Genomic DNA, 14,335 nt, shown 5'->3' with positions numbered 1-14,335 from the left:
CGATGGCCATCAGAGCAGTCCTTTTCGACATGGACGGCACTCTGCTCGACACCGCGCCGGACTTCATCGCCATCTGCCAGGCGATGCGCGCGGATCGTGGCTTGCCGCCGATGAACGACAAACACATCCGCGATGAAATCTCCGGCGGCGCCAGGGCCATGGTCGCGGTGACGTTCTCGATGGATCCGGAGTCGCCGGGCTTCGAGGAACTGCGTCTTGAGTTCCTCGAACGCTATCTCGTGGGTTGCGCCGTGCACAGCAAGCTGTTCGACGGCATGGGCGAATTGCTGGCCGACATCGAGAAGGCCAATCTGGTCTGGGGCGTGGTCACCAACAAGCCGCTGCGCTTCGCCGAGCCAATCATGCGGCAACTGGGGCTGGCCGAACGCTCTGCCCTGTTGATCTGCCCGGATCACGTGAAGAACAGCAAGCCGGATCCCGAGATGCTGACGCTGGCCTGCAAGATGCTTGATCTGGATCCGTCGACCGTGCTGTTTATCGGCGATGATCTGCGCGATATCGAATCCGGCCGTGACGCCGGCACCAAAACCGCTGCCGTGACCTATGGCTACATCCACCCGGACGACAACCCTCGGCACTGGGGCGCGGACGTGGTGGTGGATCATCCGCTGGAGTTGCGCAAGGTGCTGGATAACGCTCTGTGCAGTTGCTGAGTGGTGCTGCAAAGCGACCATCGCTGCGTTCCCGCGCAAGACGCGGGAGCGATCAGAAGTTAATGGATTAGAGGTTTCTTATGTTTGATTACTCCGCTCGCCCCGAATTGCTCAAGGATCGGATCATTCTGGTCACCGGTGCCGGGCGCGGCATCGGCGCGGCTGCCGCCAAGACCTACGCCGCCCACGGCGCGACCGTATTGCTGCTGGGCAAGACCGAAGCCAACCTGACCGAAGTCTACGACGAGATCGAAGCAGCCGGGCATCCACAGCCCGCCGTGATCCCGTTCAACCTCGAAACCGCCCTGCCCCATCAATACGATGAGCTGGCGGCGATGATCGAAACCGAGTTCGGCCACCTCGACGGTCTGCTGCACAATGCCTCGATCATCGGCCCGCGCACGCCGATCGAGCAGTTGTCCGGTGAAAACTTCATGCGCGTCATGCAGGTCAACGTCAACGCGATGTTCATGCTCACCAGCACGCTGTTGCCACTGCTCAAACTTTCGCAGGATGCCTCGGTGGTGTTCACCTCCAGCAGCGTCGGGCGCAAGGGGCGTGCTTACTGGGGCGCCTATGGCGTATCGAAGTTCGCCACTGAAGGCCTGATGCAAACCCTGGCCGACGAAGTCGAAAACGTCGCTCCGGTACGCTCCAACAGCATCAATCCGGGCGCCACTCGCACCAGCATGCGTGCGCAGGCTTACCCGGGCGAAAACCCGCTGAACAACCCGACACCGGAAGAGATCATGCCGGTCTACCTGTACCTGATGGGACCCGACAGCACCGGTATCAATGGCCAGGCCTTCAACGCCCAGTAGTGCCATACGTCGCATTTGTTGCCGTGGCGGAATACCGTCGCGGCATGCAATTGCCGGTCTGAACGCGGCAAATTCAGTCAAATAACCACCGCCCCTCCTTTCGAAAGTATCTCAAGCCATTGATCCAAAACGGTTTTAATAAAATATGAACCGTATGGCACGACTTTCGCTCTACATTTCCTCAAAGCACGCCGTGTGAAGGCAGTCGGGCAAGGCCTGATTCGATAGCTGACTAATCGTCATCGGGCAGACTAAACTTACGCCAAATGTCCTACGGGACTGATGGATCAGTATGACGCGCAGCCCATAGCCGCTCTCACCCAGCCTGTAAGACAGACTTACTGCTTAGGGGCTCACGCCATATGAAATCACCCTCCCAGACCACTGCAATTGACTTCGACAATGCCAAATTGCAACGCCTGGGCTTTGGTCAGCAGCCACCTCTCTTGGCGCGACCTGTCAGCCTGGCGCAATTGCGCCAGCAAATGAGCCTGCAACTGCAAACCAGCCTTGAGCCTCAACGCATCCTCGGTCTGTTTTTCCGCGAAGTTCAGCGTCTGGTGCCGCTGGACGCCTTGACCTACGTGCACAACGGTTGCGACCTGCGCCTGGAGTTCGGTGCCCGCGGCCACCACTCGGCCAGCTACCGCCTCAGCCACGAAGGCGAGCACATGGGTGAGCTGGTGTTCCGCCGCAACCAGCGCTTCAGCGAACAGGAACTGGGCAATCTCGAATCGTTGCTGTCTGCGCTGCTGTATCCGATGCGCAATGCCCTGCTGTACCGCGCCGCCACGCAAAGCGCGCTGCGTGATCCGCTGACCGGTGCCGGCAACCGCATTGCCATGGAGCAGACACTGCAACGTGAAATCGAGATGTCCCGCCGGCACCTGCAACCGTTGTCGTTGCTGATGCTGGACATCGACCATTTCAAACAGGTCAACGACCTCCATGGTCACAGCGCCGGCGACGACGTGCTCAAAGCCGTGGCGGCATCGATCAAGGGCCAGTTGCGCAATGTCGATATGGTGTTCCGTTATGGCGGGGAAGAGTTTCTGATTCTGCTGTCCAACACCGGGCGTGATGCGGCCGCCATGGTCGGTGAGCGCCTGCGTCAGGCAGCCCAGGCCCAGGATTACTATGCCAATAATCGATTGATCGAACTGACCGTGAGTCTCGGCTGCTCGACCCTGTTGCCGGGCGAATCCGCCGAAAGCCTGCTGCGCCGTGCCGACAGCGCGCTGTATGTGGCCAAGCGCGAGGGTCGCAATCGCCTGACCATGGCGGGCTAGAAATTCGCTGCCAACAAAAAACGGGAGCCAGGGCTCCCGTTTTTTTTATTGATGTCGCCGAAACTAGCTCTCGACCAGTGCCCGACGCTCACGCCCGACCATCACCCGCTCCGACAGTTCGAGCTGCATGCAGCGCTCGAGGAACAGGTACATGTAGTCATAACTCTTGCAGATCGCCTGTCGCAGCTCCGCCTGCAAGGCTTTGCTCGGGTTCATCCCGGCCAGGGTGCAGATGATCTCCAGCGCTTCCCACGGATGGGCATCATCGTACTGGGCGTGCATCTTCAGCCACTTCATGGCCCGCTTGCGATCCTCTTCAGGAAAAGCGGCGGCATAGACACCCGTCGAACACACCAGCGCCGACCACTCCCCGGTCGCGCCTTCGATGGCGTAGTTGGTGGCTGCGATGGCCACGATCAGTGAATCCGCCGAACTGGTGTGCCAGCACCAGTGGCTCAGGGCGTGCAATTCCGGCGGCACTTGCTGCGCCTGCAGATCTTCCAGGCTCACCCCATGGGCCCGGCTCCAGTGCAGCCAATAATCGGCGTGGTTGAGTTCGACGCGGATATTGCGCATCAACCAGCGCCGCGCCATGTCTTCACCCGGGTGGCGGGCAAATTTGGTCTTGGTGAGATTCTGCGCCATGTACAACGCGAATTGCTCAACGACGGGCCAGCCCCCGATCAGGTACTGGCGCATGGTTTTGGCGCTGAGCTTGTTATCACGCATGCGCAGATAAAGTTCATGTTCGACAACCCGGCGTTTGCTCTCGCTGCAATCCTGGATCAACTGTTGCGCCCAGGCGGGATAACTTGCAGCTTCCATGAGTGGTCCGGTTCGGTTGAATGTGTCGATCACTGTTCGGCTCCTTTTGATTTGTGATTGTAAGGATCGGCAAGAGATTTCAACGGAACGTGCCAGGCGCCTTGAATAACAACGGCTGCGGTCTGGCGGGCCGACTTTGCAAACTGTCACAGGTAAACAACTGCGGACGCTCCACTACATAACCCTGAGCGTAATCCACGCCGATTTCAAGCAATGCCTGCTCGATCTGCGCTGTTTCGACAAACTCGGCAATTGTCTGCTTACCCATGACATGCCCGATGTGATTGATCACTTCGACCATTGCACGGTTAATCGGGTCGTCCAGCATATCCTTTACGAAACTCCCGTCGATCTTCAGGAAGTCTACAGGCAAATGTTTCAGATAAGCGAATGAAGACATTCCGGCGCAAAAGTCATCCAGCGAAAAATAACAGCCCAAGCCTTTGAGTTCATTAATAAATCTGATTGCGCTCCCGAGATTTGCAATGGCACTGGTTTCTGTAATTTCAAAACAAATCATTTCAGGCGGTATGCCGTAGTTATCAAACTGTTCCCGCAGAAAGTGCAAGAACGCGTCATCTCCGATAGTAATGCCTGAAAGATTAATCGCACACATTGCCAGAGGGCCTTCGCACTTATCGTTAATACATTGAGCAATAACCTTAAATACATTCTGAACAACCCATCGATCCAGCGAGGTCATCAAACCGTAACGTTCCGCCGCCGGTATGAAACTGTCCGGCAGAATCATCCGGCCCGCTTCGTCATGCAGACGCAGCAGAATTTCGATGTGTCCGCGGGTGCCCCCGGCAACCGACCCCAACGGGGCGATTTCCTGGGCGTAGAGACAGAAGCGGTTTTCCTCCAGAGCCATATGCAGGCGTTGCACCCAGGCCATCTCGCCAAAACGCAGGGACAGTTCCGAATCGTCGGCATGGTAGACCTGCACCCGGTTGCGGCCCTTTTCCTTGGCCATGTAGCAAGCCATGTCGGCGGCCCGCAACGAGGCTTCGAGGGTGGTCGGGTTCTGTGCGACGTGCACCAGACCAATGCTGACGGTGGTCAGGAATGGCCGCCCCTTCCAGACAAAATGCAGATTTTGCACGGTCTGACGCAGCCCCTCGGCGATCTTCTCCGCCGCCTCCGGTGCGCAGTTCTCCAGCAGGATGCCGAACTCGTCGCCGCCCAGCCGCGCCAGGGTGTCGCCTTCGCGCAGACCCGATTGCAGCAACGCGCAGATATGCCGCAGCAACTCATCGCCGGCCGCATGCCCGCAGGTGTCATTGACCAGTTTGAATTGATCCAGATCGAGGAACATCAGCGCATGCCGCCCGGCCTGGCGCGTCAGGTTGTGCAGCGCCTGTTCGAGCCGGTATTCGAACTCGCGACGATTGGCCAGCCCGGTCAGTGCATCGTGGGTGGCCTGCCATGACAGATTGGCGATGTATTGCCGCTCCTGGGTCATGTCATGCAGCACCAGCACCGCCCCACTGACCTTGCCGGCATTGCGGATCGGCGCGCCGACCAGGGTCACCGACACCGTGCTGCCGTCCAGTCGCTGGATCAGCTTCGAGTGTTCGCTGCCGCCGGTCAGCTGGCCACTGAGAATGTGCTCGATCAGGGTCAGCCCTTCCGTCTGGGCGTTGTCATCCAGCAAATTGAACAACGCCGCCAGCGGCAGACCGGACGCCTGCTCGGCCTTCCAGTGGGTCAACGCTTCGGCGGCCGGATTCATGTAGTCGATCGCCCCGCTCACGTCGGTGGTGATCACACCGTCGCCAATCGAATGCAGGGTGACATGCGCGCGATCTTTTTCCAGTTGCAACGCTTCGGCGAAAGCATGACGCTGCTTGAGCAGTTTGCGGGTGCGCAGCAGCGCCAGCACGATCAGGCCCAGTGCGGTGGCCAGGTTGGTAAACAGCAGCAGACGCAGAATCATCCGCGAGCCTTCACCCAGGGCATCGCTGAACGCCTTGGCGGCCGGGGCCACGCCGTCGTTGATCGCAAAGATCCGGTCCTTCCAGCGGCGGATATCGGCCTCGGTGGCGGCATTGGCGGTGATGCGCTGATGCATCTCCTGCGCCACGCCGTCGAGCTCTACCAGATAGGCATCGCCCAGGGTCCAGCGGTCGATGGCAATTTCCAGATAACTGAAGTGACGGAAATTCAGGTACAGCCAGATCAGGCTGGAGACATCGTCCGGGTGGTTGCCGCCCTTGAGAATGCCCTCGCGTGCCGCCTGCAGGTCGGGCGGTTGCTTGTCCAGTGCCAGACGCAACTGATGACCGCCCTGAGGCACGGCAATGGCGTTCTGGTACTTGAGGTAGATCGCATCATCACGGCTGTCGGCGTACAGGTTGAGGTAATAGATGGCGTCTTTCTGGCCCTTGGACCACAGGCTCTCGCCCGCCACATAACCGCGAACGGCCGACAGGACATAAAGACTCACGCCCCCCAGCAACGCCTGAAACAACACGACGGCGATGAATGGCCAGACGATGCCCAACAACCGAGGCGTTCCGAGAGTCCGCTTTTGCTTCATGGTATTCCTTGCATGAGCACTGCCTGATCGTCCTGCGAACATCCCCCCAAGACTAGGAGGCCTTCCCGGTTCCGGCAAGCGACGGATCCGCCTCAGTTCAGGACAGAAGCCGGATAGACATATATACGGCCACACTCGCAGGCGGGACCGATTAACTGGGCACTCCAGGCATTCTCCCTTTGTGGCGGGAATGCTTTCACAAGGAGTGTGACATGACCTCGACGTCTCCAGCTTCAATCGATCCATCGGCAATCGCAGAATCGAGCGCTCGCAAGACGCTGGGTCTGGATGCCGGCCCGGATATCGAATCCCTGGTTCCCCGACCGACCGCCAGGGACCGGAAAAGGTTCAAGGCCGCGCAGCTTGCGACACCAGCCCCTGCGCCCTCCATGACCCTTGAACAGTACACGGCGAAAAGCATCAATGAACGAATGATCGAAACGGTCAAATCCTTTCTGATCGGCAAGCCCTCGCTGATTCGTCATTTGAGCGGCGATATCCTGCGCCTCGCAGCCCCGGAAGCGCTGCGCGCAACACCTTCGGTTTTCCTCCAGCGAATACTCAATACCCCGGAATCACTGGATCTGACAGAACGGCTACTGAAAAAGCTCAAATGGTACGGCGCTTCCCCAGGCGAACAGACGCCGGCGTCGGTGCGTTATCAATTGATCTGCAAAGCCATCTGCCTCTATCTGCACACCCCCTCAGCTGACGAGCCGCAAGCGCTCGCCGGTTTTCACTGGCAAGACCCGGCCCACTGGGGCAAGAGCTACCAGACCTTGCGCCACGAATTCGAACAGCATTTGCTGCGCAGCGGCCGGGTTGCCAACACCAAAGAGGCGATCCTTCTGGCTCGGGTATTCCAGACCCGCCTTTCGAAAGACTTCAGCGTGCGCGATGTACCACCGGAGCTTCGTTACAAGACCTCCGTGGTCTGGGTGAACTTCATGCACGGCGTACTGCTGGCCGAGGAAACCGGTCTGGATCAATCAGCGCCCCTGTCCTTCCAGCAACTGGTTGATCTGCCGCTGCAACGCAGCGCCGGCGCATCGGCCGAACAACTCGAGGCGATTGCACGACTGCGTATGGCTCCTGCCCTGGAATGGGCCGTCTGCACGGGCGCCATTGCGCAGCGAACGACAACCACTTACGACCAGGAAGATATCAACCGCGCACTGTCGGCTCTGGAAGAACACACCGAGCGCCTGAACAACGCCGTGAAGACACTGGACTTGCGTCCACCTGAGCGACTGCAGATGGCCAGGCAGGTCATGACGAACGTTTTCAGAGGCGTCACGTTCGCACGGGACGGGCGCAAATTGTTGTCGGCGGATCCGAGTCACAGCCATTCCAGGGCACCACTGGATCTGAACAAGCAGCAGGGCCAGGACTTTCTCGACGTCTATGCAGACGGTCAGCTTGATGGCAGCAAGCGATGGATCGTCTCCATGCCCGATGGTACAACGCGTTCGACCACAGCACTGAGGCTCGATGGACAGCGAGTGCTCCATGCCGAGCGGGAAAACTGGCGCGGCGGTTATGACCGGGTCGAAGACGGCGTCTACAGTTGGGCCGGCAATTTCTTGCCTGACATCAACGCCCGGTTCGAAACTGCGTTCAACGACTACCTGACAACCATCAGACAGGCTTATCAATCGCTGATTGCCAGTTTGCTGAGATCACTGCCAGCGGCAGATCGCCGGGCGCTGGCTCAAGGTGAAGTCCAGGTGCTGAGCCTGCGGCAGAAAACCGCGCCGAACGAGAAGTCGGAGCAGATCCGGGCAAGGAAGGGATTCGTTCTGAAAGTGATTTACAACACAGACATCACTTACTACGAGCTCATCCCGAGCGCGGGCGTCGTTCGTCAGCGAACCGGTTTGAGGTTTTCCACAATCGATGGCGTTCGAACAGAGTTTCCACTGCACGCCTCGATCCCGGGACAAAGCTATTCGCCCGAGCGCAATCTGAGCACTTCCCTCCTGCTCGACTGGTCCGCCCACTTCCACGGCAGAGTGCCGGCAGAGCGGGCATCGTGTCCGGGATACCTCGATATCATGGGGTTCATGCCGGCAGCGGTATCATCCGGCTCGACGGATGCCGAGGGTGAAGCCCTCCTGACGACATCCCGACTGAATGAACTGGCGGGTTATATCGCAACGAACTTTCTCTATGTAGATGAACAGCAACTGCACATACAGGCCCGCGGCATGACGTCCTTCGACGCCGCTCGGGCGAAAACCGAGAAGCGCCTGGAAACGTTCGTGTCCATCGTCAAAGGATTCGTGCCTTTCTGGGGCAGCATCGATGATCTTCTGTCGGACAGCACCTCAGGCAAAATCATGGGCGGGGTCGGACTCCTGTTTGATCTCGCATCGTTCCTTTGCCCTATCGGCAAATTCATCTCGGGCTCGGTGCGCCTGCTTCGTGCCACTGTCGGCAGCAGTCGCATGGCTATCAAAGCGAGCCTGCCGTCCTTCTCGACGCTGACTCGCAAGCTTCTGACCAATTCACTGGCAAATCTCAACCCGCTCGATGGCATTCCCACACTGCTTAAAAGTCTGGGAAGCGGTGCCGGCAGAGGACTGCTGTTCATCGGTCGGGCGAGTATCGGCGGCATCAGAAAACTCACGGGACATGCTGACGGCTACCGACTGGTTCATAACCTGCCCCAGGCCATCGATCCGGGGAACTGGAAGCCGCTGGCCAATACTGACGAGCTGGCAACGGTCAACGGCATCGATGACGTCATTGTGCGTCACACAAATGCGTTGGATCTGGAACAACTGCATCTGGTCGACCCGTTGACATCCCTGCCCTATGGCCCGCGCCTGCGCAACAACAGCCGGGATCTCATCCAGGGCAGATCCACTTTCAGGAAGCTGCCGCCCACCGAATCCCACGCTCTGGCCGAAGTCCCGGAACACGCCCATGTTCGTGAAATGATGGAGGTCGATGGCCGAACCACGCTGTTGATTGATGACATCCCCTATCGTCTGGATGGCGATCAATTGCGTCGGGCCGATCTGATTGAGGAAAAGGCCCTCTTCAAACCCCTGCCATGTCGGGTGAGCCGTGCGCCAGGGGACGTTTGCCGAACAAGTTATGTCACCCGCAATCCGGCGCCGACGCCCGCAGCCGGGAGCTTCGATGACAGCAAAGGCTGGGCCCCCTGGTTCGGGGATACCCTCTATAGACCGGCCAACTCGACGCGACCCTTGCCGAAAAGTGTCATAAGGACCTACAAACAACTCAATGCCTCGATAGCGTTTCAAAAGGGAATCTATGCACGAATCAAGGTCAGCCTCCCGTCCAAAGGTTCAAAACGGTTCGATACGCTTGAGGTCGGGGCGATCATCGTGCCTGCGAAGGACGATTCAAAGCACTATGTATTTACCCGACTGAACGCCGCAGACTTCTACGTCACCGAGCGCTTGCCGACACAGGCCTTTTCCGACCCCTTGGTTTTGCGCAAGGCTCAAACCCTGCCCGCTGACCTGGCCGAAGAATTGAAGAGGGTTTATACCGGGTCGCTCAACGCCAACAACACCGCTCGAATCCATTCGGCTGCAGAGGTCGAACGCGCCCTGACAACCATGGACGACATTGCGATTGCGCTGGGCACCGCAGCCAGCCCGCCGGCCGGGATGAAATGGCTCAAAGTGGATACCAGCCCCGGCGAAGCCCTGATGTTCGACCATTCGACGCGGATGATCGTCGCCCGCCGTGCCGAAGGCGCCACGACCTGGGCGCGAAGCAAAGACGCACCAGAAGCCTTGCGAAAGCGCACAGCAGAAATTTTCGACACCTTGTTCCTGTCACCGGTGATCAAACCACCGGACACCAACGCGGCGCTGCGCATCGAGGTCACGATGCAAAAGTTGCAACATTTGATGCGCAGATTTGACCGTACAGGCAACGCTCGAAACATCGCCTATGCCGAAGTCATCAACGCAAAAGGCATGCGAGAGGTTTACGTCAGCGTCTCCGGTGCTCAGGGCACAACCAGACACCTGCCGGTTTTCCGCCATCTGGGTGCCAATCACGTAAAAATCGGCGACACCACCTACATCAACATCGACTACAGCCTGACTGTCGGCAAGACCAACCTGGAATTGACGGATAGAGGGCGTCTGGCTGCGGTACCGCTGACCATCAAGGACATCGACAACTACACACCTGAGCTGGCAGCCCGGCCAACCTCTCTGGACAGTGAAAGCAAGCTGATTCGCGTGATACGCGAGAAATATCCTGACCCGCTGGAATTGAAGTCGGTGGACGTCGCAACCACGATGCCACCCTGCGGGTCATGTTCACTGGTCATGAAGGAGTTCGGGCATAAAGGCGAAGCAGGCGCGCTACAGGTTTTATGGAGCTGAACTACAACCGCTGCAAATGCCCATAAAGCTTGGCGTACAACCCACCATCGGCAATCAGTTGCTGATGGTCGCCATCTTCGGCCACTTGCCCGCCGTCGAACACCAGCACCCGGTCTGCCTGTTTCACCGCCGACAAGCGGTGGGCGATGATCAGCGTTGTGCGGCCATGGAGGAAGCGCGCCATGGCCTGGTGCAGGTTGTACTCGGTCGCGGCATCGAGGGCTGACGTCGCTTCGTCGAGGATCACCACTTTGGGTTCGGCGAGGATCATCCGGGCGATAGCCAGCCGTTGCCGCTGCCCTCCGGACAGACGCACGCCGGAGCGGCCGACGATGCTGTCGAGGCCGTCCGGCAAGGCGCGGATGGTGGGTTCGAGCTGGGCGATTTCCAGTGCCTGCCAGCAGGCTTCATCGCTGCGGGTACGGCCCATGGTCAGGTTGGCGCGCACGGTGTCGTTGAACAGCGCCGGATGTTGCAACACCACAGCGACGTTTTCCCGAACCGTTTCCAGGCCGATTTCCTGCTGGCTCGAGCCGCCGAAACGGATCGTCCCCGCCAGTGGCGTGTACAGGCCCAGTAGCAATTGCACGAGGGTACTTTTGCCGCCACCGCTGGCGCCGACAATCGCCACTTTTTCACCGGGGGCGATGGACAGGTTCAACTGATCCAGCACCAGTTCGTCGCCGTAACCGAAGCTCAGACCCTGCACCTGAATCCCGACCGTATCGCGGCCCTTGAACGGGTCGACGCCGCCGGGGTATTGCGGCTCGTCGGCGCGGGCCAGCAGTTCATTGATCCGCGACAGCGCCCCGCCTGCCGCGTAATAGGCGTATTGCAGGTTCAGCAGTTGTTCGACCGGGCCGATCATGAACCACAGGTAGCTGAACACCGCGAGCATCTGGCCAATCGACAGGTCAGAGAACAACACCGTCAACATGGCTGCCGCGCGAAAGATATCGATGCCGAACTGAAACAACAGGCCGCTGGCGCGGTTCGAAGCGTCGGTCTTCCACTGTGAGTTGACCGCGTAGTTGCGCACTTCCTGAGCCCGCAGGCCAAGGCGCCCCAGGAAGAAGCCCTGACGGTTGCCGGCACGCACTTCCTGGATCGCATCGAGGGTTTCGCTCAGCGCCTGGGTGAAACGTGAGGTGCTGTCGTTCTCCAGTTTCTTCAGGTGTTTGACCCGTTTGCCCAACTGCACCGTGGCGTAAATCACCAAGGGGTTGAACAGCAGGATCAGCAGCGCCAGTTTCCAGTGCATCCACATCAGGATGCTGGCAGTGCCGACCAGCGTCAGCATCGCCACCAGAAAACGGCTGAGGGTTTCGCCGACAAACTTGTCGAGGGTGTCGAGGTCGGTGACCAGGTGCGTGGTAACGGTGCCGCTGCCCAGGCTTTCGTATTCACCCAGCGAGATCCGTTTCAGACGCTCGATCAGCCGAACGCGGATGCGGTAGACGATGTCCTTGGCCAGTCGCGCAAACAATCGCGCTTGCAACACGCCAAAACACAGGGCGCTGCAACGCAGGGTCAGCGTCACCACCAGCATCAGGCCGATATAGCCCGCCGCCTGCTGCCACATCGAGGGCAGCAGATGGTTCATGACTTTCAGCGCGGCGTCGCCATGGCCGAGCAAGACTTCGTCCACCAGCAACGGCAACAGCAGCGGAATCGGCACGCTGCACAGCGTCGCCAGTACGGCCACGCCGTTGGCGATCCACAGGGATTTTTTGTGATGAAGTGCCAGTCGCCGGACTTCAGCCCAGCTCAGCCGGTCGACACGCTTGACGGCTGGCGTGTCATCGGCCGGGTCAGACACAGGCCGCGCGCTCCAGCCATCGACCGAGCAGCGGCGACAGTTCACTGAGCGGCTGGTAGCCGTTGGTCAGCAACGCCAGTTGGCCGTTGCGTTCGGCGAGCAGGGTCGGGAATCCGGCGATGCCCAGATCCTGGACCCAAGTAAAATCGGCCTGGGTCGCCTTGTGTTGATCGGCATGATCGAACAGGGCAGCAAATTCGATGCGCGGGACGCCGGCCTTCTCCGCCAGCTCCACCAGAACGCTGGCCTGGGTGACATCGCGACCTTCAGCGTAAAACGCGTGCTGGATCAGCCCGACCAGTTTCCACGCGCAATCCGGCGCCAGGCTGCGCGCCGTAACGATGGCCCGGCAGGCAGGCTCGGTATCGTAGACAAAACCGTCGGGCAACGCGCCTTCGAACTTGAACGGCTGGCCGGTGGCCTCGGTGACCGCCTGCCAGTGTTCGAGAATGTAGCGCCGGGTGGTTGGCTCCAGCGCCGAACCGCTACCGGTGCGCAACCCGCCGACCACCAGGTGCAGTTCCACCCCGGCGGCCTGCGCCTGCTCCACCAATGCCTTGGCCACCGGGGCAAATCCCCAGCACCACGAACACATCGGATCCATCACATAGAGCAGGCGTGCAGACATGATTAAGCCTCGGTGGATGCTTGCTTATAGTTGTAGCCGATCGGGTGCGGCATGTTGCGCGCTTTTGCCAGTTCGATCTGCTTCTGACGGTCGATGGCGCTGCGGCGGGTCTTCTCGCTCAGGGTGTCCCAGCAATGCGGGCAGCTGATGCCGGCCACGTAATGCTCGGAGGCGCGATCTTCAACGCTGACCGGGGTACGGCAGGCATGACATTGATCGTAGTCGCCTTCGCTCAGGTCATGCCGCACGGTCACGCGGTTGTCGAAGACGAAGCAGTCGCCCTGCCATTTGGTTTCTTCCTGCGGCACTTCTTCGAGGTACTTCAGAATGCCGCCCTTGAGGTGATAGACCTCTTCGAAGCCTTCGCCGAGCATGTAGCTCGAGGCTTTTTCGCAGCGAATGCCGCCGGTGCAGAACATCGCGACCTTCTTGTGCACGGCCGGATCGAAGTGTTCTTTGATGTAATCGGGGAATTCGCGAAAACTGGTGGTTTTCGGATCGATGGCGCCTTCGAAGGTGCCGATCGAGACCTCGTAATCGTTACGGGTGTCGATCAGCAGCACTTCCGGATCGCTGATCAGTGCGTTCCAGTCCTTGGGCTCGACGTAGGTGCCGACTTTCTTGTTCGGGTCGACGCCTTCAACGCCCAGGGTCACGATCTCTTTCTTGAGCTTGACCTTGGTGCGATAGAACGGCTGCTCGTCGCAGTACGATTCCTTGTGATCGATATCGACCATGCGCGGATCGTTGCGCAGCCAGGCCAGCAGGCCGTCGATGCCTTCACGGCTGCCGGAAACCGTGCCGTTGATTCCTTCTTCGGCGATCAGCAGGGTTCCTTTGATGCCGTTGTCGACCATCGCTTGCAGCAGGGGCTCGCGCAGGTTGACGTAATCTTCGAGGGTGACGAACTTGTACAGTGCCGCCACGACAATCGGTTGTGTCATGGGTATTTCTCCAGGTGGCTACCCTCGTAAAGGGTGAACCGGATGCGAAAAAAAACGCGCCGGGTGAGCGGCGCGTTGCGGATTCTAGCAAAAAACCTCAGTTCATTGCTGCAAGGCTCAATGCTTGCTGCCGCCGGCACAGGTCGGCGACGCCGGAGCGACGCCTGTCTCTGCCCATTCCTGCGGGGTGTAGGTGTGCAGCGCCAACGCATGGAACTCGCCCATCAGCTCGCCGAGCGTGCCATAGACTTTCTGGTGGCGCTTGACCCGGTTCAGGCCTTCGAACTGCGCACTGACCACCACTGCCTTGAAGTGGGTCTGCAACCCGCGACTGTGCATGTGGCTTTCGTCCAGCACTTGCAGATGCTCAGGCTGAAGCAGCGCCAGCGTAGACTCGATGCGTTTTTGCATGGTCAT

General features: G+C 59.4%; 10 protein-coding genes. 4 read left to right on the top strand and 6 right to left on the bottom strand.

Annotated elements, in window-relative coordinates:
• Nucleotides 1-2 precede the first annotated feature (2 nt).
• From mupP to QRN46_RS12040, 3 genes are all read left to right on the top strand, one after another.
• Complete coding sequence (gene mupP / locus QRN46_RS12050; RefSeq protein ID WP_285354844.1) at nt 3-674, top strand: N-acetylmuramic acid 6-phosphate phosphatase MupP; 672 nt, start codon at nt 3-5, stop codon at nt 672-674.
• An 80-nt stretch (nt 675-754) separates the two neighbouring features.
• On the top strand, nt 755-1,495 hold the full coding sequence (locus QRN46_RS12045) for a YciK family oxidoreductase (RefSeq protein WP_011335377.1): 741 nt from the start codon (nt 755-757) through the stop codon (nt 1,493-1,495).
• A 362-nt stretch (nt 1,496-1,857) separates the two neighbouring features.
• Nucleotides 1,858-2,784: a GGDEF domain-containing protein gene (locus tag QRN46_RS12040; protein WP_285354842.1), complete on the top strand. Its 927-nt coding sequence runs from the start codon at nt 1,858-1,860 to the stop codon at nt 2,782-2,784.
• 63 nt (nt 2,785-2,847) lie between these two features.
• Here QRN46_RS12040 and QRN46_RS12035 read toward each other — a convergent pair whose 3' ends face one another.
• Together QRN46_RS12035 and QRN46_RS12030 are read right to left on the bottom strand one after the other, a co-directional pair.
• On the bottom strand, nt 2,848-3,642 hold the full coding sequence (locus QRN46_RS12035) for an iron-containing redox enzyme family protein (protein ID WP_221615425.1): 795 nt from the start codon (nt 3,640-3,642) through the stop codon (nt 2,848-2,850).
• A 46-nt stretch (nt 3,643-3,688) separates the two neighbouring features.
• Complete coding sequence (locus tag QRN46_RS12030; RefSeq protein WP_285354839.1) at nt 3,689-6,151, bottom strand: EAL domain-containing protein; 2,463 nt, start codon at nt 6,149-6,151, stop codon at nt 3,689-3,691.
• A gap of 212 nt (nt 6,152-6,363) precedes the next feature.
• Between QRN46_RS12030 and QRN46_RS12025 the strand changes: the two genes are divergently transcribed.
• Nucleotides 6,364-10,527 carry a hypothetical protein gene (locus QRN46_RS12025; RefSeq protein WP_285354837.1) on the top strand — a complete coding sequence of 1,388 codons (4,164 nt, stop codon included), beginning with the start codon at nt 6,364-6,366 and terminating at the stop codon, nt 10,525-10,527.
• 1 nt (nt 10,528) lies between these two features.
• On the opposite strand, the gene QRN46_RS12020 is transcribed toward QRN46_RS12025, so the two are convergent.
• The 4 genes from QRN46_RS12020 to QRN46_RS12005 form a co-directional block, all read right to left on the bottom strand.
• On the bottom strand, nt 10,529-12,346 hold the full coding sequence (locus QRN46_RS12020; RefSeq protein WP_011335382.1) for an ABC transporter ATP-binding protein: 1,818 nt from the start codon (nt 12,344-12,346) through the stop codon (nt 10,529-10,531).
• Nucleotides 12,339-12,941 (bottom strand): DsbA family protein, encoded by a 603-nt coding sequence (locus QRN46_RS12015; protein WP_170928299.1) that lies wholly within the window; start codon nt 12,939-12,941, stop codon nt 12,339-12,341. Before QRN46_RS12015 ends, QRN46_RS12020 begins: the two co-directional genes overlap by 8 nt.
• Before the next feature lie 35 nt (nt 12,942-12,976).
• A complete protein-coding gene (gene trhO / locus QRN46_RS12010; RefSeq protein WP_011335384.1) occupies nt 12,977-13,918 on the bottom strand; it encodes an oxygen-dependent tRNA uridine(34) hydroxylase TrhO in 942 nt (313 codons plus the stop codon).
• Nucleotides 13,919-14,035: 117 nt separating this feature from the next.
• On the bottom strand, nt 14,036-14,335 hold the full coding sequence (locus QRN46_RS12005) for a BolA family protein (RefSeq protein ID WP_285354834.1): 300 nt from the start codon (nt 14,333-14,335) through the stop codon (nt 14,036-14,038).

The organism is Pseudomonas sp. lyk4-R2A-10 (assembly GCF_030209075.1).
GTDB classification, from domain to species: Bacteria; Pseudomonadota; Gammaproteobacteria; order Pseudomonadales; family Pseudomonadaceae; genus Aquipseudomonas; species Aquipseudomonas glycinae.
The sequence above is the reverse complement of the archived record's forward strand: the minus strand, read 5'-3'. Positions and strand labels throughout refer to the sequence as shown.